The following is a 20,664-nucleotide window of genomic DNA, read 5'->3' as shown; positions in this document are numbered from 1 at the left end:
TCATATACACATCATGGAGGATTTATTTATAGAACCTTCTTATTACAAACTTACTTTTTGTATTGAGATATTGCAACTTTATTATTAGATGTTATAGAATAATTCTCCATTTCCATTTGTAACATTGATTGTTGCTTCGTCTGAATATTCAAGTCTGGTAATAAATTCGATGCTTTCTTTGTCTAGTTCCAATATGTCGGTGGCATAAACACTAACAGACAGTTTACGGAATCTTCCGTCTTTGTTTGATACTATAATTATTGTTCCAACATTTTGAAAACCTTCTATTTGGGTTCCACTATTTTCTATCGTAGCTTGGGCAATATACAGATTTAGTGAAGATACGTTGTATTCACCACCTCCTTGTGTAATACTGATAGTCTCCTTATTTTCGCTACCAATCTTTACTTTTATATTTTCCTGTTCTATTTCTAATTTAGAAATTGGTTCTGTTGTAATTCCCTCCTGTTTGTCATCATTACATCAACCCTACAAGGAGCAGGATAGACATAACCATTAATAACTTATTTATTGTTTTCATATCTTCAGTTTCATTTTAATAAGTTTATTATTTCCAGTCTTTGAGAGATTTGATACTGTCGAATACTAGTTCTTCATCCTAGAAAGAGCGAGCTATTCTTTGCATAGTCGGTAATTGCACTGTTTCAAAATTGTCTCAGTTGGAGGCCATAGTAAAAATCATGTGTGAACCGTAAGCATTGGCACGCATACCCCGCAAATTATTTTCTCTTGGAAAAGATTTTTTTTTAAAAAAAGATAAATCGGACTAAGTGTTTATTATTTTAGCATTGTTTTATTAACAGAGGAGGGGAAGTCGACACCATCCTTGAGAGTTTAATAAAATGTATAACCATTAAATAAAATGTATGGAAAGCAAACATTCGCTTCGAAACTCGAAGTTATTTCGGGCTTTATTAGTCTTTTTGTTTTTGGCAGTTCCTGTACAATGGGCTATGGCGCAGTTGACCTTATCAACTCCCCGTACAACTTTAGGCACTGTAATCAAGCAAATTCAATCACAATCAAAGTATCAGTTTTTTTATAATGACAAACTTTCAACCATTACGGTTGAGCCTCTTAAAGTGAAGGACGCTTCTTTGGAGCAAGTATTAAGTACACTCCTTAAAGATAAGGCAGTCTCTTATAAAATAGAAGAGAATATTATTTATTTATCTGAAAAGGGGGATTCTAATCCAGTACAACAGCAAAGTGGAAAAGAACGTACTATAACCGGACAAGTATTGGATTCTAAGGGTGAACCTCTAATTGGTGTTAGTATCTTAGTAAAGGGAACAACAGATGGAGCTATTACGGATTTAGATGGTAATTATAAAATAATCACAAAAAGTAATAATCCTATTATTATTTATTCTTATATTGGCTATAAGACACAGGAGGTGCCTTTAAAAGGGCAGACCTCTATCAATATAACGTTGATGGACGATACACAAGTGATTGATGAGGTTGTAGTTACAGCACTAGGTATCAAACGTTCAGAGAAAGCTTTGAGTTACAATGTAACACAAGTAGATGCCGAATCGGCTTTGGCTGTAAAAGATGCAAACTTTATCAACTCTCTAAATGGAAAGGTCGCAGGTTTGAACATCAACTCTTCTTCTTCCGGTATTGGTGGTGCAAGTAAGGTTGTTATGCGTGGATCAAGAGGTATTGAACAATCTTCCAATGCACTTTATGTAATTGACGGTATTCCAATGTATAATTTAAGTGCTTCAGGTGGTTCTGAAGAATTTCAATCACAAGGTTCCACAGAAGCTATAGCAGATATTAATCCGGAAGATATTGAATCAATGTCGGTCTTATCCGGAGCCGCTGCTGCCGCATTGTATGGTAGCAATGCTGCCAATGGTGCTATTGTAATTACTACAAAGAAAGGAAAAGTTGGGCGTGTATCTCTGACGGTATCCAGTAATACAGAAATGTTATCCCAGTTTGTTATGCCGGAATTCCAAAATCGTTATGGCACATCCGGCACAGATGCCAGTTGGGGAAAGAGACTGAACGATGCCAATTACTATGGATACGATCCTGCAAGTGATTATTTCCAAACAGGACTTATCGGAACAGAGTCTGTAACACTTTCTACCGGAACTGAACACAATCAGACTTATTTGTCTGCTGCTGCGGTTAATTCACGTGGAATTATTCCCAATAATAAGTATGAACGCTATAACTTTACATTCCGTAATACAACTCTTTTCCTAGATGATAAAATGAAGTTGGATGTGGGGGCTCAATATATTATGCAGAAAGACCGTAATATGGTAAACCAGGGTATCTATGCCAATCCATTGGCTTCTGCTTATTTATTTCCACGTGGTAACGACTGGGAAGATTATAAGATGTATGAACGTTATGATTTAGAACGTAACATGTATACTCAATACTGGCCGCAAGGTGGTGGTTCTTTTCGTTTGCAAAATCCTTACTGGATCAACTACCGTAACTTGCGCGAAAATGACAAAGACCGTTATATGTTGAGTGCAGCTTTGAGTTATGATATCTTAAGTTGGTTGAATGTAGCCGGGCGTGTACGTTTGGATAATTCCTATAACACATATACACAAAAATACTATGCTTCTACTATTGAAACTATAGCTGAAGGTAAAAATGGTTTTTATGGAGTAACAAATACTCGTGACAAACAAACATACGCGGATTTGTTGCTGAATATTAACAAGACATTTGGAGAGGATTGGAGCCTGACTGCCAATATTGGTGCTTCCTATTCCGATAATCGTTCTGAAGCTCTTGGTGTCAGTGGACCGATTGCCGCAAACGGTCTTCCTAACTTTTTCACTGTTGCCCAACTGGATAAGGATACAGGTAAACGTGAGGAAACCGGTTATCGTGAACAGACTCAATCTATATTTGCATCAGCGGAAGTTGGCTATAAGAGTACTTATTATTTAACTCTTACCGGACGTAATGATTGGCCGAGCCAACTGGCGGGCCCGAACTCAAAACAAGCATCTTTTTTCTACCCGTCAGTAGGTACTTCTATTGTTCTGTCAGAGTTGTTTAAGTTACCTGAAAGTATTTCTTACTTGAAATTACGTGCTTCATGGGCATCTGTTGGTCTACCCTTCGGGCGTTTCTTAGCATATCCGACTTTCTCTTGGAATACTTCTACCGGAGCGTATTCTTCTCAATCTGCATATCCATTATATGATTTGAAACCGGAAAGAACAGACTCTTGGGAAGTTGGTCTTACTGCACGCTTTCTGAAAAACTTCAATTTGGATGTTTCATTCTACAATACCAAGACTTATAATCAGACTATGGATGCCAAACTTTCTCCAACAGGAGGATACAGCACTTTTTATGCACAGACTGGTAATGTACGCAACCGTGGTGTAGAACTCTCTTTGGGTTACAAAAATACATGGAATAAATTTACATGGAGTTCGAATTATACATTCAGTGCCAATAAAAACAAAATATTAAGCTTGATTGACGGGTATATAAATCCTGTGACAGGTGAAGAGATTACAAAAGACCGAATGGATGTAGGTGGGTTATCAAAGGCTAGGTTTATTTTAAAAGTAGGTGGTTCTTTGGGTGATCTTTATTCACAGTCCGACTTACTCCGCGATTCGAATAATAAGATTTATGTAAATGAAGATGGAAATGTGACAGTAAACGATAAAGTTGATGACATTTATCTAGGTTCTGTCTTCCCAAAAGCTAATATGGCATGGCGTAATGATTTCCAATATGGCAACTGGGGGCTTGGTTTCTTGTTAACAGCCCGTTTGGGAGGTGTTGTGTATTCTGCAACCCAAGCCGTACTTGATTCCTATGGTGTGTCTGAAGTAACAGCGGCAGCCCGTGACAATGGTGGGGTTGTGATAAATGGTAATGATAGAATTGATGCACAAAAATGGTATTCAGTAGTCGGTGCTGACAGTGGTATTCCTCAATACTATACGTATAGCGCCACTAACTTGCGTCTGCAAGAAGCTTCAGTAAGTTACACCATTCCAAGAAAAAAACTGAAAAACATAATGGATATAACTCTTTCATTAGTAGGACGTAATTTATGGATGATTTACTGTAAGGCTCCTTTCGATCCGGAGTCAGTGGCAACTACAGGTAATTATTATCAAGGAATTGATTACTTTATGATGCCTAGCCTTCGTAGCGTAGGATTCAATTTGAAACTTAAATTCTAAAAACTGAAAAGATGAAGAAAAATACAATAATACAGTTTATAGTCGCTGGTTTGTTTCTTTTTGGTACAACTGCATGTACGGGAAACTTTGAAGATTATAATAAGAATCCTCATGAACCGGATCAGAACGATATGGGGGTAGATTGGTATTTAGTGAGGTCATTAGCTCTTAATTTGCAGGATTTAATGATGCCGGAACAAGAAAACTTTTCTCAGTATGTAGACTGTTTGATGGCAGGAGGATTCTCGGGATATGTAGCAGACTCTAATTTGGGAACAGGTTGGTCTGGTCGTTATGCGACTTATAATCCTTCGGATGACTGGAAGAAAATTCCATTTAATGATTTCTATTCAAAGTTCTATCCTGATTATTTTAATTTGAAGAATCAGAGTGATGATGAATTATTCTTATCATTAGCCGAGCTATATCGCATTGTTGTTATGTTACGTGTAACAGATACATATGGTCCTATTCCTTATTCACAGGTGGGAGCCGCTAACGCAATCAAATCCCCTTATGATTCTCAGCAAGCTGTTTATACTAAGATGTTTGAGGATTTGGATAATGTTATCTCAGTATTGAGTAAATATGCTAGCCAGAGTTTCAGTTCAAGTGCAGACAGAATTTATAATGGTAATACATTAGCATGGTGCAAGTTTGCCAACTCTTTGAAGCTTAGAATGGCGATGCGTACTTGCTACGTATCAGGATTCAATGTGAACGGGAAAACATCGCAGCAGTTAGCTGAAGAAGCTGTAGAAGCAGGTGTAATGACTACCGCCTCTGACGGTGCTTATCGCAAAGTTGCCGATCATAATCCGTGGCAACGTTTTATGGTACTATGGTCTGACGCACGAATCTCAGCCGATTTAACTTGTTACATGAATGGTTATAATGACCCTCGTCGTGAAGCCTATTATGACAAAAGTACTTTTGGTACTGTATCAGGGAATGCATATACGGGAGAAGAAGGTTACGTCGGATTGCGTCGGGGTATTTTGCAGGGACAGTATAATTCCTGGTCACAAGGTTCTTCTTGTATGAAAGTAGCTGCAAGTGATAACATTGTTGTATTCCGTGCTTCAGAAGTTGCTTTCTTACGTGCTGAAGGAGCTCTTCGTGGGTGGAATATGGGAGGCTCTCCAAAAGACCTTTATGAAGCAGGTATCCGTTTGTCATTTGAAGAAAACAATATCAGTAGTGGAGTAGAAAGCTATTTGGCGAATACTGGAAAAGTAGAAGGCTACAAGGATCCATTAAAAGGACAGAGTGGGCAGACTTATGATTATTCCGGTTCGATTAATACTGCTGTTACAGTAGCATGGGCTGGTGGTGACTTTGAGAAAAGTCTTGAACAGATTATTACTCAGAAATGGATTGCCAATTTCCCGAATGGTATGGAATCATGGTCTGAATATCGGCGTACCGGCTATCCAAAGTTGATGCCGATGGCGGCAAATGCCAGCAGTGGTATTGTTGATGATACAGAAGGTGCGCGGCGTATGCCATATCCGACCGACGAATATCGTGAAAATAAAGAAAGCGTGGAGGCTGCTGTTTTGACTTTGACTCAAGAGTCTAAGACTAAAAAAGGAGACTCAATGGCTACTCATGTTTGGTGGGATTGCAAATAATTATATATCAAAAGAAAATTGAACGAATATGAAGAGAAATAGTATATTCAAAACATTGTTTTCTGCAATGACACTGGTTGCTGTAGCATCTTGTTCCGACTGGACAGATGTAGAAAGTATTAAACTAAATACGCCGACTATTGAGGAACAGAATCCCGAGCTTTACGCCCAATACGTAAAGTCTCTTAATGAATTCAAGACATCAGAACATCAGGTTGTGATTACTTCAATTGACAATGTAAGCACTATTCCAACCTCGCGCAGCCAACATCTTACTGATATGCCCGACAGTATTGATTACATTTGCTTGAATAATATCATGGAAGTGAGCGAAGTAAATGCATCTGAAATGGAAGAGGTGCGTCGGTTAGGTACAAAAGTGTTAGGTTTGGTAGATTTCGATAAAATAGAAAGTGCATGGAAAAAAATCCTTGATGAGGAAGCTGCCAATGTACAAACTGTTTCCGATGAAACAGAGAATGAGGGAGAAGAAGAACCTGTTGATAATGCAACACGCTTTATTGAATACTGTAAGAATGAAGTGGCTAAACAAGTTGCAGCAAGCAGTGCTTTGGGAGTAGACGGAATTGTAGCAAACTATACAGGTTTTGACCTTAATTCACTGGTTGAGGAAAGCGAAATAGCTGCTGAAACAGCACGTCAAGCGGCATTTTTTGATGTGGTATCTAATTGGAAAGCTTCAAATATGGATAAAACAATTATTTTCAAAGGTTCTCCGCAAAATGTTATCGACAAGAAGTTATTTGCTGATTGTAAGTATATTATTATCAATGCACATGGTGCCAAGAATCAAAATGAAATGTCATATCTCGTGTTAATGGCATCTGCCAAGGATGTGCCCACTGACCGCTTTGTGATGGGGGTGACTACTCCTTATCTTACCAATTCAGGGAGTTATAATGGGGAACTAGGCGATGGTTCGTCTGCTATCATAGGAGCAGCTCAATGGGCTGTCTCAAAAACTTCTGACTATACCAAGGCAGGAATCTCGATTGATGCAGCGGAAAAAGACTACTTTAATGTTGCCAACATTTATCCGACTATAAAAGAAGCCATTAATATATTGAGTCCAACCGTTAAATAAACAACATTTTATGAAACTAAACAACCTAATAATCACTGCCCTTGCCGGTTTTTCGGTATTTCTCGGCAGTTGCCAGAATAATGATGAAAACGAGCAACACTATGATAACAAGCTTTTCATTTCAGCATCCAACTTTACTAAAGAAATACTTTTTAAAGCTGGTGATACAAATGTGGAAGCTGGTATTTCCGTTGCTATAGCCAAGCCTGAAGAACATGATATCATGGTAACTATGGCACCCGCTCCTGAACTTTTGTCAACTTACAAAATGGCATATTATGATGAAAATGCAATACTTCTGCCTGAAGAGCACTATTCCATGCCTGAAACTACTACAAGCATAAAGTCCGGTAGCATAGTCAGTCCTGAAGTGTTTATTGAATTCACCAATACAGGCGAGCTTGACCTCAAAACAACTTATGTACTACCTGTAACTATTAAATCTGTGGAGGGAATTGGGATATTACAAAGTGCCAAAACATATTATTACGTATTCCGCGGAGCATCGCTCATTAACGTAGTATGTAATATTAGTCGAAATCGTGCTTATCCCGACTTTAATAATGACTCTAAATTCAATAATTTGACAGAGCAGACAATGGAAATTTTGTTCAAAGCTACTTCGTTCCCCAATACATTAAATACATTAATGGGTATTGAAGGTAACTACTTATTACGCCTTGGTGATGCTGGCGTTCCATCCAACCAATTACAAGTGGCTACATCTGGCGGAAATTGTACAAGCACAGATCTCCAGTTTGAAAGTGACAAATGGTATCATCTAGCTGTTACCTTTAATAGGGGTGCCATTAAAGTGTATGTCAATGGAGTAGAGAAACTTTCAGACTCTGTATCTAAAACTTCCGTTAATCTGGGAGCTAAACATACGAATGAAGAAGATGGTTCACGTTGTTTTTGGGTAGGTTACGCTTACTCAAGTGACCGTTACTTTGATGGAGTTGTTTCTGAAGCTAGAATTTGGAACCGGGTACTTACTGCAGAGGAAATCCAATCTGCCAATCATTTCTATACAGTAGAACCTGATTCAGAAGGACTTATCGCTTATTGGAAATTCAACGAAGGCTCGGGAACTGTAGCAAAAGATTACAGTACGAGTGGCTATGACTTGACAATTGAAAACGAACCTAATTGGGTGTCCGTCTCATTACCTCAATAATAAACTCATAAAATCTCGAATATGATAAATAATATCAAACATAGTTTTCTGCCATTGGCAATGTTTGCCATGACAATTTTTACATCTTGTGAAGATGATATTGTAGTAGGAAGCAGGATTGATGAATCTCCTTATCTAACATCCACGCAGTTAAACGGTTTACTACTGGATGAAAATACTAATAAAAACAGTTCTGTTGTGGAGCTCCGTGACAATGAACACAGTACTAACGTAGTGTTTCGGCTATCCAAACTTCCTCAAAAAGGAGTAGATGTTCAAATAGCTGTTGATGAATCATATGTGGCTACTTATAATGCTGTCCATGAGACTGATTTCAAAGCCTTTCCCGCAGCCAACGTCAAAATAGCCAATAATGGTACTTTTGTGCTTGCGCCGGATGATAAAAATACTCCGAGTGTAAAAGTAACTCTCACCGCATTCGAAGGAATGAAAGAAGATGAAACATATATCATTCCTTTGACAGCTACATCAACAACAGAAGGAGTTACATTGACCGAATCATCCAAACATATGGTACTTCTTGTGCAAGATTACCGTAACAAGCCTAACACCAACAAAGGAAAAGATGCGGTACAGATGGTACTTTACTTCGAGATTAATGATACCAATCCACTTAATGCACTGGAGTTTCTGACAGAAAGTGGTAAGTATTATTTTGATCATATAGTGCTTTTTGCAGCTAACATTAACTGGGATCCTGAAAAGAAGCGTGTGTATCTGTCAAACAACGAAAATGTTCAATTCTTGCTTGACAATAATGACAAATATCTACAACCACTTCGTAAGGTTGGTATGAAAGTCATCATCAGTATCTTAGGTAACCATGATGAAGCAGGAGTAGCCCAACTTTCGGATATGGGAGCTAAAGAGTTTGCTCGGGAATTGGCAGCTTATTGTCGTGCATACAATCTGGATGGTGTTGCTTTTGACGATGAATATTCAAGCTCACCGGATTTATCTAATCCATGGCTTGCAAGTCAGTCTGCCTATGCAGGTTCACGGTTAATGTATGAGTGCAAATTAGCGATGCCTGAAAAGATTGTTTCGCTCTACAATCTTGGAGCAATGTACTCAAATAGCCTTCAGATTATTGATGGTGTTGATCCCGGTCAATATTGTGATTACGCTGTAGCTGATTATGGAGGCTCTGCAAGCCCTGGTACTGGTATGACACTGAAACAATGTGGCGGCATGTCGATTGAGCTCCGCCGTGGTAGCGGAAATTCAAGTGAATCAACGGCACGTTCTAAAAAAGAAGCCGGGTATGGATACTATATGTTTTTTGCGCTTGATCCTTCATTATATAGGTCGCAGGTATCTCGTTGCCAGAGCGTATGTAGAGGATTGTATGACGAAGAACTCGTTTACCCGAGCCACTATTACAGTAAAAATAGCACAGAGCGTAAGGCTCTCTAACAGAAGTTTATATTTCACCTTAAAAACAGAAAAAGATGGACTTTCTAAAAAATATAATGATAACATTGTTGGCAGCTACCATGTTGTGGGGGTGTTCCGATGATGATGAATCGATCAATGGGAGTGAGGCTACTATCTCATTGTCTACCAATACTATCCAGACTGATAAAAATGGAGGAAACATTACTGTTACAGTGGCAAGCTCGGGAGATTGGAGATTGGCGGGTGTATGTGATTGGGCACACCCGTCGGTTACGTCAGGAAAAGATGGTGACGTAGTCACTTTTACAATTGATCCTAATACACAGGACGAGAAGCGTACGGCGACTTTCAAATTCTTTACAGGTTCTGCTGTAGCACCTTTGCAGGTAGAAACTTTGCCTGATTATATTATAGATTTACTTTCTGATGATAACTTGTCGATTTCAAGAGAAGAAAATGCTATACAAATTCAGCTCAATACAAATATCGCTGAACCTGTCATTACTTATAGCGAGGGTGGTGAAGAATGGTTGGCATTTGATAAACGGAGTGATTTTGGTGGTAAAGTTACCTTGTCATTTAAAGCTGCAAAAAATGTAACTTATAAAGAACGTTCTGCTACCATCACTATTTCAAGCCCACTTGTTACGAACCCTGTAAACGTCAATGTAAACCAAAAACGAACGGAAGCTATTATTCCGGAAACGGACGTTTTGATGTATGATCTTTCAGCGCGTACCATTTCATTCAAGGTAAGATATAATGTCGAATATACGGCTTCAATTGTACAAGGAGACGAATGGATTACCGAACAATCGGTTTCTCAACCGCAATTAGGAGATGATGGCTTGACAACAGTAACTTTGACTTATACTCTTAGTGGTGCTACAGACACACGTGGAGGTCTTGTCCGAATTACTAATACAAATAATACGTTAGCCAGTGATATCGCTGTAGTACAAAAGGATCCTGACGTTGAATTAGTAAGTATTCCGGACCAAAACCTTAGAGCGCTTGTGGTAAAAAATAATTGGGCTCTTTCAATTGCTGGTTCTCAATGCATTATTTTAGAAGCAGGACTCAACGCTACTTCGTTGTCAAATAGTTCATATTCTAGTCAACTCACGGATCTTACGGGAATAGAAAACTTCCCGAACCTCACTTCATTAAGTTTGGGATATTGCACAAATATGAAGAAGCTTGATATTTCAGGTTTACATAAAGTGAAATCATTATCATTAAGTGACGTAACCTATTGTGAAGAATATAATTTAGGAGATAACCCAATCCCCAGTTTTAATGCAGGGGGAACTTATGCGTATTCATATGCAGAAAGCCTTAAATTTAGTAGCAGTAAGTTGGAATCTTTAGATTTAAGCATTATTTCATGGTACGAAAGTTATGACAATGTGACTTCTATTGATGTTTCAGAATGTCCAATGCTAACGACCTTAAATGCTAACCGTAGTAATAAAGTTAAAACTCTTTATCTGAAAAAAGGCCAGGAGATTCCGAATCTAACTAAAAATGACGCAACGACTATTGTTTATAAATAAACAAATAAAGCCGTTACTATCCGGCATCGTTCAGCAGAATAAAGCTGTTTTATTCATTGCTTATCATCTTTAGACAAAATCCTCTTGCTTTACCTTACTTATATAGAATGGTAGAGCAGGAGGATTTTTCTTTTGCTTCTTAATAGCTATCCTTGGTTTTAATGATTTGTGCCACCGTGGTGGCACGACTGTGCCATCGCCTTGTCACAAGCGTGCCACTTCGATGGCACAACTGTGCCAATATGGTGTCACTGTCATGGCATTTAAGGCTTGTTACCAGTCATAAGCTTCGATATACTTATCGAACTTAGGTGGTTGTAAAACACCACAATGCTTAAGGATATTCAGCACTTGCTGTTGTTCGGCGGGAGAGAGTAAACGTTCACCTTTGCGGGCACGGTAATAGGTTCTGCGACTGAAAAAACTCATTAGGTGTGTGATTACACTTTCCATTTGTTTATGGGGCAGGCTTTCCAAGATGCCGATGAATCCTTTTGCATAGCGCGCTTTGATATTGGAACGATAATAAGGGCAATCTCCTTCTACAGTAGTTAAACGCTTGGGACTAATAATTGTCCAATGTTCGACCTTTTCCGGTACACTTTGTTCGGCGAGTTGTCTAAGGCATGTGTCGGCTTTCGGACATTGTCGGTTCAGGCACATCGAGTATTGATAAGGGACTTCTGAAAAGTCAAGTTTTTCTTTCATGCTCATGAATTATTGTTTGTGGGAGCAAAGGTAGTGAAAAAGTAATCAAGAGGAGATAAAAACAGCCTGAAAGTAAAAAGATACTTTCAGGCTGTTTTTATCAGTTGGAATCTTGATAAATAGGCTTTTATTATGTCTTAAGGGCTTTTATTCCTTAGAAAAAGAATAAGGCATATCCTCTTCTTTTGTTCCTCTATTCTGATTAGGTTTGTTGTCCATGTCTACTTTGATAGTACCACCTTTGAATAAATCCTCGTGACGAAGATAATTCTTGGTATAATTAGTTCCATTGAAATTCATGGAGTTGATATAGAAGTTCTTTTTGCTATTGTTCGGGGCATCAATTACTAAACTATTGCCATTCTCAAAATGAAGAGTTGCTTTCTTGAACAGTGGGGCACCTAAGATATACTCATCCGTTCCCGGGCAAACAGGATAAAAGCCCAGGGCGGAGAAGACATACCAGGCGGAAGTCTGTCCGTTGTCTTCATCACCGCAATAACCGTCAGGCCCCGGAGTGTACATCCTGTCCATTACTTGGCGTAACCAGTATTGGGCTTTCCAGGGTTGGCCGGCATAGTCATACAGATAAATCATATGCTGGATGGGTTGGTTACCATGTGCATAGTTACCCATATTCATTACTGTCATTTCACGAATCTCGTGAATCACCTGTCCATAGTAGCTGTCGTCAAAAATGGGAGGTACGGCAAAGACAGAATCCATCATAGTAATAAATTCATCCTTTCCGCCCATCAGGTCGATAAGCCCTTGAGGATCATGGAAAACTGACCAAGTGTAGTGCCAGCTATTTCCTTCTGTAAAGGCATCGCCCCATTTCAACGGAGAGAATGGAGACTGGAATGTGCCGTCCGCATTACGTCCGCGCATCAATTTAGATTCTTTGTCGAAAAGATTTTTGTAGTTCATGGCACGCTTGGCGAAAAGGTTGATTTCCTTTTTCGGACGTTTCAGTTCTTTGGCCAGTTTATAGATACACCAGTCATCGTATGCATATTCCAGTGTACGGGCAGCGTTCTCGTTGATTTTCACATCATAAGGAACATAGCCCAATTTGTTGTAGAATTCGTGTCCCAGACGCCCTGTAGAAGAAACTTCGGGATGTACGTTTTCTGTGCCGTGAAGCAAACCCTCATACAACGTCTTTACGTCGTCTACTTTTACCCCTTTCATATAGGCATCTACTAAGATGGAGGCTGAATTGTTACCAACCATGCAACCTCTGTGTCCGGGGCTTGCCCATTCGGGGAAGAAACCACTTTCTTTGTAAGTATTGATAAGTCCTTCCTGCATTTCCTTGTTGACAGAAGGGTACATCAGATTCAATAATGGGAAGAGGCAACGGAATGTGTCCCAAAAACCAGTATCGGTGTACATATATCCCGGCAGGACTTGACCGTTGTACGGGCTGTAATGAATCGGTTGTCCGGCGGCGTCCAGTTCATAGAACTTGCGCGGGAAAAGCAATGAACGATACAGACAAGAATAGAATGTGCGGTATTGGTCAAGATTGCCTCCTTCCACTTCTATTTTACCTAAAACTTGATTCCAGGCTTCTTTTCCTTTCTTGGCTACCTGTTCGATATTGTCTTTACCCAGTTCTTTCATATTTGCGGCAGCCTGTTCGAAGCTGATGAAAGAAGAGGCGATTCTGGCATGTATTTGTTCGCCTTTCTGTGTCTGGAAACCGATAATAGCTCCGGCATGATCAGTAGTCTGTTCGGCTATGTTTTCTTGCAGATTACCATTGGCTACTGTAGCTTTATAAGTGAAAGGCTTGTCGAATTCAATGATAAAATAATTCTTGAAGTTTTCGGGAACTCCACCGCTGTTGCGAGTGGTATAACCGATAATCTTGTTTTCTTCCGGGATTATTTTGATGTAGGAACCTTTATCAAAGGCATCTACAACAACATAAGAGTGATCGTTTTCAGGGAAAGTGAAACGGAAGAGAACAGCACGTTCTGTCGGTGCCATTTCAGTGACCACATCATGTTCTGCAAGATATACTTTATAGTAATAAGGAGTGACAATCTCTCCTTTATGCGCAAACCAACTGGCACGCTTTTCTTCATCAAACACCGGTTTGCCAACTATTGGCATGATGGAGAACTGTCCGTAGTCATTAATCCATGGACTGGGTTGATGCGTTTGTTTGAAACCACGAATCTTATTAGCGGTATAGGTATATTGCCACCCGTCTCCCATTTTTCCAGTTTGGGGAGTCCAGAAGTTCATTCCCCAGGGACGGGCAATGGCCGGATAAGTATTACCTGTTGATAACTCGAAGGTAGACTGCGAACCCATTAGCGGGTTGACATATTGTGTCCAGTCTTTGGCTTTGGCAAAGAATGTGCAACCAAGCACACAAACTGTCAGTAATATTCTTTTCATGGTATATGTGTTTTGTAGTTAGGCTTGTCAGTCATCCTGATTTCCATTCTTCCGCCGTTTACTATATCCTGATGGTTGAAGAATGGAGTTTCCAAAGACTTGCCGTTCAGTGATATGCTTTCAATGTATTTATTCTTTTTGGAATTGTTCTTTGCTATAATGCTGAATGTTTTACCTCCGGGCAGATTGATCACTGCTTTATCGAATGCGGGGCGTCCGATAGAATATACCGGCTTTCCGGGACATACTTGATAGAATCCCATAGAGTTGAGTATGTACCATGCAGACATCTGACCGCAATCCTCATTACCGGATAGCCCGTCTACACTGTTGGCATACTGACTGCGATAAACACTATCCACTAATTCTTGGGTTCTCCATGGACGATTTACGTAATTGTACAAATGAATCACATGATGGCTCGGTTCGTTGCCATGTGCATATTGACCGATAAGTCCGCTGATATCTGACGATGTTGTCTCACCTTCGAGTGATGAATCAGCCGCAAACAGTGAGTCGAGTTTCTGAACGAATGCCTCCTCGCCACCCATCAGGTTGACCAGTCCTTCTACATCGTGAGGTACAAACCAAGTCCATTGCCACGCTGTTCCTTCACAATAATCATCATTGCGATGAGTCGATGCACGCGGATTGAACGGGGTGCGCCATTCACCTTTCGAGTCAAGTCCACGCATGAAGCGGGTTGATTTATCGAAATAGAATTCGTATGCTTTGGCAAAACGCTCGTATTTGGCTTTGGACTCAAAATCATTCATTGCTTCTGCAAAAATAGAAATGCACCAGTCATCATACGCATACTCCAGCGCTTTAGCTACGGATTCATTTTCACGGTCGCAGGGAATATAACCAATGGCATTCTTATAATATTTCGCTTTCGGCATGAGATGCGGCAGTACCAAGTCCGGGCATTTGATACCGGTAGTATCATATTCGGCTGCACGCAGACAGGCCTTATAGGCTTCTTTTGCATCGAAATTGCGATACCCTTTCATATAAGCATCCACTATGACGGGGACAGCATGATAACCGATCATGGTACCGGTATAGTTGGAAGCCAAATCCCACATCGGGTATATTCCGCCTTCCTGTTGCTTCTTTATCAGTGAATTGATAAATTGATTATTCAAATTGGGATCGATAATCGTCATTAACGGGTGCAATGCGCGGAAAGTGTCCCACAATGAGAATACGGTATACACAGGATTGACAGTATCTCCCTGATGCACTTCGAGATCCATTCCTAAATAACGTCCGTCTGCATCGCTAAACAGATTCGGGCTGATTCCCGTATGGTAAAGAGCGGTGTAGAAGATGGTTTTATCTTCCTTGTCGGAAGTTGTAATGTCAATTTTCGACAGATATTGATTCCACGCCTGACGTGCGTCTTTGCGTACCTTATCGAAATCCCATCCGGGAATTTCAGATTCGACATTCTTGCGTGCGCCTGCTATATCGACAGCGGAAACGCCTACTTTCACAAGTACTTGTTCGTTCTTCTTCGTGTCGAAATGCAACAGTGCTTTGCAGACGGGAAGTCGTTTGCCGTCGTCCATGGTAATAGAATCCGTAATCAATGTATAAGAGAACGGCTTAGAGAATTTGGCATAGAAATTAATATATTGGTCGAAAGCCCAATAAGTAGTTTTTTTATGTCCGCAAATTTCCGTGTCACTGATCACTTCGATTTCCATTTCCGAGTTAGTCTGTCGTTGCAGGCTGTAATCTAAATCGATGATAAAACCGGATTCTGAATTTTCGGGGAAAGTATAACGGTGGATGGCACCGCGTTTAGTTGCTGATATTTCAGCTTTTACCTGATAGGTGTCCAGAAAAACAGAATAATACCCCGGTTCTGCCACCTCGTTTTCGTGAGAGAAAGAAGAAGCATAGACCAGTGTCTGGCTTTGGGGATCGGTAGTTAGATATTGTTGTTTGCCGACAGTAGGCATGAGTAGCACATCCCCGTAGTCGCAACAACCTGTGCCGCTGACGTGTGTATGTGAGAAACCGTTGATGGTAGAGTCTGCATAATAGTAACCCGAACAAGCATCCCAGCCATCAATTCGGGTGTCCGGGCTGGGTTGAATCATACCGTGGGGAACTACTGCTCCGGGGAAAGTGTGTCCATGTCCACCGGTACCGATGAAAGGGTTGACATAAGAACTGTAGTCTTTTACATTAGTGGGGGCTGTGCAGGAGCTAAGTGTGAATAAACCTCCTAAACATCCTACTGTTAGGAATGTTTTTAAATTCATGGTATTAATGGCTTTTAAGTTTTATCACATTTGTTCTTTATCTCTCTATTTAGGAGAGATAAAGATGTTGTTTCCTACGATTTTATAATCGATAGGTATGGAGTTTTGCAATGATTTCAACACGGATTCGATGGTTGACTTCTTTTTCAGTACACCAGAATAGGTTTTGTCTGCCTTCATGTCCGGAGACAAAATAATCTTTACGTCATAGAAACGTTCCAAAGCCTTACTGATTGTGAAGATATCCGCCTTCTGAAATGGAATCAGATTATCATGCCAGACTGCATCCAGTTTTGCATTTACTTGCTTCACGGTCAGGCGTCCATTGTTTTTGTTTAATTCGGCGCGTTGGCCGGGAGCGAGAATAATTTGTCCTTCTTCTTTGTTGCCTTTTACTTCAATTTCACCTTCAATCAATGTTGCTTCTGCTATTCGGCAATGCCTATCACATTTGAAGTTGAATGTCGTTCCTAGTACACGTACTCGCATCGCATCACTTTGTACGGTGAATGGCTTATGTCGGTTTTTGGTTACCTCGAAGTAAGCTTCTCCATCCAAATAAACGTTACGCTCTTTCTCGGAAAATTCGCGGGGATACTTTAAAGTTGCCGAATTATTCAGCCAGACTTTGGTGCCATCTGGCAAAATGATTTCTTTCACGATGCCTTCATTGGCTACTGCGACCATCATTTGTTGGTCGTTTCCGTTTTGATAAAGCCAATATCCGAGCCCGCCGCCAATTACCAATATTACAGCAATCATTGCAGCGTATTTCATCCAATGCTGCATATTTAGTGCTGTTTTTCTCTGTTTTCTTTTTTCCTCGTCCAACTTTTTATTAAGCCGTCTTTCCGCACGAAGTATTCGCTGCTCGTTAGCATACTGGTCGAATTTACCGAGATGATAAATTTCTTCCATGCGAAAGAGCTGGCGGGCATTTTCTTCCGATTCTTTCATCCAGGTATTCACCTCGACGAGCTCTTCTTCAGAACATTGTCCTGTCAGATATTTGTTTATTATTTCTTCACTCAGATTATTCATTTTCTTTTCCTTCATATTAATAATACAATTCAGAATACAAAAACACTTATCATTATCTCCATAAAAATAAGAAAAGAATTGTCCAAAGAGGATTGAGACGGCTTCGTAAGTACTTCAAGGCTTTATACATATGGGCTTCCACAGTGCGGAGGGAAACACCGAGAACATCAGCTATCTCTTTGTTTTTCATATCGTGCAGATAGCTTAGCTTGAAAACTTCTTTGCATTTGTCCGGAAGTTCATTAATCGCATCGTGGATTTCTTTGCGGAGTTCCTTGTCTTCAATCCTCCGGATTACCTCATTATTGTCCGGTTGATAAAATTCGGTACGCTTTTGGTTGATTTCTTCCATGGCAGCACAGTAACCGTCTTCTACATTACGGTGTTTTAAGACATTTAGGGCACGGGTATAGACTGCACGATAGAGAAAGGCTTGAATCTGTTCGCCTATTTCTATATGGTCTTTGCGTCTCCACAGTTCTACAAATACATCTTGTACCACGTCTTCAGCCTCTTCTTCTCCTACTAGGCGGGTAGCATAGAAGATCAGGTTAGGGTAGTATCTGCGAAATAAACTTTTGTAGGTTACATCGAAGTTCTCATTCATTCTCTCTGATTAGTTTAGGTGGGTTTTAAGGGTTTCTCTCTTTAAAAGGGCTCCCGGACATTTTAGGGGTCTTGCTCATTTCAAATTCTACAGTCGCTCCACTCATTATTTGCTCATGGGTGATATACGTTTTGTCATACGGCTGTCCGTTAACTTTGATAGATTGGATATAGATATTTTCTTTATTGACTTTGGGAGCGAGTACGGTAAAGGTTTTTCCATTTGAAAGGTGTAGCTGCATTTCCGGGAACAACGGAGTTCCTATTTCATATTTACCGCCGACAGGATTTACAGGATAGAATCCCATAGCGCTGAATACATACCATGCTGACATTTGTCCGCAGTCTTCGTTGCCGCAAAGACCGGCCGGTTCGTTCTTATAAAGCTCGTTCATTACTTTCGCCACATATTCTTGCGTGCGGTTTTCCTGTCCTATGGCATTGAACAGGTAAATAACGTGATGGCTCGGTTCATTACCATGTGCATATTGCCCTATCATACCTGTACTGAAAATGGGCAGCTCATCATCTGCTGCCGGATGGTAGGTAAACATGCTGTCCAGTTTTTCGGCAAAGCGGTTTTTATCTCCTACAAGGTCGATCAGCCCGTCAATATCATGCTGTACGGACCAGAAATATTGCCATCCGTTGCTTTCGCAGATGTGTGGTGTATAGTCATCGGCTTTGAAATCCTTGATAAAGACGCCTTTGTCGTCACGTGGCTGCATGAAAGAAGTGGTGGGGTTATAGACATTCTTGTAGTTTTGAGAACGTTTGTAAAATTCGTCCGCAATGTCTTGCTTACCCAACTTCTTTGCCATTTCGGCAATACAGTAATCATCGAAAGCATATTCCAGAGTTTTGGATAACGACCAGTTTTCTGCGTTGTAGTGGTCTGTTACATTGTAAGGTATGTATCCTAGTTCTTTGTAGAGTCCGATACCGCGATAATTATCCAGATTGGCTGTTGCTATGCAAGCATCGAGGGCTTTCTTGGCATCAAAGTCACCGATTCCTTTCAGATAGGCATCTACAATGACAGGGACAGCATGATAACCGATCATCATATCTGTTTCACTTCCATAGAAGTTCCATACAGGCAGACGTCCGTTCTGTTCGTAAAAAGCGATGAAAGATTTCACCATGTCGTTAACACGCTCCGGCTCGGTGTAGGTAAAGAGGGGATGGGCGGCACGGTACGTATCCCATAAGGAGAAAGTACTGTAATTTATCCAGCCGCCGGCCTGGTGCACTTTCTTATCGGGGCCATAGTAAGCTCCGTCTACATCACTGTAAATAGTAGGTGCAATCATTGAGTGATAGAGAGCAGTGTAGAAATTAACTTTATCATTTTCGTTATCCCCTTTTATTTCAATCTTTCCGAGTTGATGATTCCAGTTTGCTTTCGTTTCGGCCAGGTATTTGTCGAAGTCGTTTTCGGGGACTTCTGCTTGCAGGTTCTTGGCTGCGCCTTCCATGCTGACACCGGAAATAGCGGTGTTTACTAGTATCTGTTCATCCTTTTGGGTGTTGAAGTCGAAACGGGCGATCACGGCAGTACCAATGCGTTTATTATCTTTGATGATAGCGGTAGTGTCCAGTTCCATTTTCTCAAAAGGCTTGGAGAAGCGGGTGCGGAAATAGATATGCTGGTCGCGCGCCCAACCGTCAGAGAAACGGTAACCTTGAATAGTGACGGAGTCTACGACTTCGATATGAGAATCGTTGGTGAAATCCCAGTTCATGGCTTTCTTCAGGTTTAAGAAGATGGCGGATTGGGCTTCCGGGAATGTATAACGTTGGATACCACAACGCTCGGTGGCAGTCAGTTCAACATTGATATTGTAATCAGTCAGACGTACTTGATAGTAACCGGCATGGGCACTTTCATCTTTATGGGAGAATTTAGAGTGGATGCCAAGTGGAGCCTCTGCTTCCTTGTAGGGAAGGGTGACAGGCATGAAAGAAATGTCATACAAGTCTCCTGCTCCGGTGCCGGAGAGATGCGTGTGGCTGAAGCCGGCAATCGTACTATCCGGATAGAAATAACCGGAGATACGATCCCAACCGGGAAGTCCGTTATCCGGACTAAGTTGTACCATGCCAAAAGGAGCTTGGGCACCAGGATAAGTATTTCCGGTGAAGTCGGTTCCAATAAATGGATTTACATAAGATGTGTAATCTATTTCGTGTTTTTCTTGTGTAGAGGTACAAGAAATGAGCATGCAGGTTAGCAGCAGGCATAGATAAGCTGGTGTTCTCATTGCTTTTTAGGTATTAGTGATTACTTATTTTATTTATTTGAAGGATAAGAAAAATAATTAATCAGGTCACAAAGGTAGAAAAAAACTGTGACAAGCCTAAATTCTAGGCTTAATATTTTTAAAGAGAGACAAATAGACTTCTACATCTAGTCGATATTCCTTGGCATCGGACAACGTATTCCTTCGTGCCGCAGGGTTGTTTCATCGATGTCGGACGGGGTGCTCATCAGTGCCTCGATTTGTATAATA

Annotated in this window: 12 protein-coding genes; 6 read left to right on the top strand and 6 right to left on the bottom strand. The window is 40.5% G+C overall.

What is annotated here, in order from left to right:
* The first annotated feature begins 887 nt into the window (after positions 1-887).
* The 6 genes from AAHJ11_RS06885 to AAHJ11_RS06860 are packed head-to-tail and all read left to right on the top strand — an operon-like array spanning position 888 to position 11,105.
* Positions 888-4,214, top strand: a complete 3,327-nt coding sequence (locus AAHJ11_RS06885; RefSeq protein WP_148366475.1) for a TonB-dependent receptor — start codon at positions 888-890, stop codon at positions 4,212-4,214.
* An 11-nt stretch (positions 4,215-4,225) separates the two neighbouring features.
* Positions 4,226-5,848 carry a SusD/RagB family nutrient-binding outer membrane lipoprotein gene (locus tag AAHJ11_RS06880; protein ID WP_217721362.1) on the top strand — a complete coding sequence of 541 codons (1,623 nt, stop codon included), beginning with the start codon at positions 4,226-4,228 and terminating at the stop codon, positions 5,846-5,848.
* A gap of 28 nt (positions 5,849-5,876) precedes the next feature.
* A complete protein-coding gene (locus tag AAHJ11_RS06875; protein ID WP_195648584.1) occupies positions 5,877-6,953 on the top strand; it encodes a glycoside hydrolase family 18 in 1,077 nt (358 codons plus the stop codon).
* Positions 6,954-6,963: 10 nt separating this feature from the next.
* Positions 6,964-8,130 (top strand): DUF1735 and LamG domain-containing protein, encoded by a 1,167-nt coding sequence (locus AAHJ11_RS06870; RefSeq protein WP_148366472.1) that lies wholly within the window; start codon positions 6,964-6,966, stop codon positions 8,128-8,130.
* A gap of 21 nt (positions 8,131-8,151) precedes the next feature.
* Positions 8,152-9,567 carry a BT_3987 domain-containing protein gene (locus AAHJ11_RS06865; RefSeq protein WP_148366471.1) on the top strand — a complete coding sequence of 472 codons (1,416 nt, stop codon included), beginning with the start codon at positions 8,152-8,154 and terminating at the stop codon, positions 9,565-9,567.
* Between the two features lie 35 nt (positions 9,568-9,602).
* The gene (locus AAHJ11_RS06860; protein WP_320975269.1) at positions 9,603-11,105 is read left to right on the top strand and encodes a BACON domain-containing protein; all 1,503 of its coding nucleotides are present in this window, start codon (positions 9,603-9,605) and stop codon (positions 11,103-11,105) included.
* A 273-nt stretch (positions 11,106-11,378) separates the two neighbouring features.
* Here AAHJ11_RS06860 and AAHJ11_RS06855 read toward each other — a convergent pair whose 3' ends face one another.
* From AAHJ11_RS06855 to AAHJ11_RS06830, 6 genes are all read right to left on the bottom strand, one after another.
* Positions 11,379-11,813: a DUF6078 family protein gene (locus AAHJ11_RS06855; protein WP_167511841.1), complete on the bottom strand. Its 435-nt coding sequence runs from the start codon at positions 11,811-11,813 to the stop codon at positions 11,379-11,381.
* Positions 11,814-11,960: 147 nt separating this feature from the next.
* A complete protein-coding gene (locus AAHJ11_RS06850) occupies positions 11,961-14,228 on the bottom strand; it encodes a GH92 family glycosyl hydrolase (RefSeq protein WP_320975268.1) in 2,268 nt (755 codons plus the stop codon).
* Positions 14,225-16,504, bottom strand: a complete 2,280-nt coding sequence (locus tag AAHJ11_RS06845) for a GH92 family glycosyl hydrolase (protein WP_217721359.1) — start codon at positions 16,502-16,504, stop codon at positions 14,225-14,227. Before AAHJ11_RS06845 ends, AAHJ11_RS06850 begins: the two co-directional genes overlap by 4 nt.
* Positions 16,505-16,549: 45 nt before the next feature.
* Positions 16,550-17,560 carry a FecR family protein gene (locus AAHJ11_RS06840; RefSeq protein ID WP_195648580.1) on the bottom strand — a complete coding sequence of 337 codons (1,011 nt, stop codon included), beginning with the start codon at positions 17,558-17,560 and terminating at the stop codon, positions 16,550-16,552.
* A gap of 37 nt (positions 17,561-17,597) precedes the next feature.
* The gene (locus tag AAHJ11_RS06835) at positions 17,598-18,152 is read right to left on the bottom strand and encodes an RNA polymerase sigma-70 factor (protein ID WP_148366466.1); all 555 of its coding nucleotides are present in this window, start codon (positions 18,150-18,152) and stop codon (positions 17,598-17,600) included.
* A 25-nt stretch (positions 18,153-18,177) separates the two neighbouring features.
* The gene (locus AAHJ11_RS06830) at positions 18,178-20,415 is read right to left on the bottom strand and encodes a GH92 family glycosyl hydrolase (protein ID WP_320975267.1); all 2,238 of its coding nucleotides are present in this window, start codon (positions 20,413-20,415) and stop codon (positions 18,178-18,180) included.
* Between the last annotated feature and the right edge of the window lie 249 nt (positions 20,416-20,664).

The sequence above is a fragment of the Bacteroides sp. 90-K9/2 genome (assembly GCF_047310725.1).
GTDB classification, from domain to species: domain Bacteria; phylum Bacteroidota; class Bacteroidia; order Bacteroidales; family Bacteroidaceae; genus Bacteroides; species Bacteroides vicugnae.
Note: the sequence above shows the minus strand (reverse complement) of the source record. Positions and strands in the feature narration are given on the sequence as shown.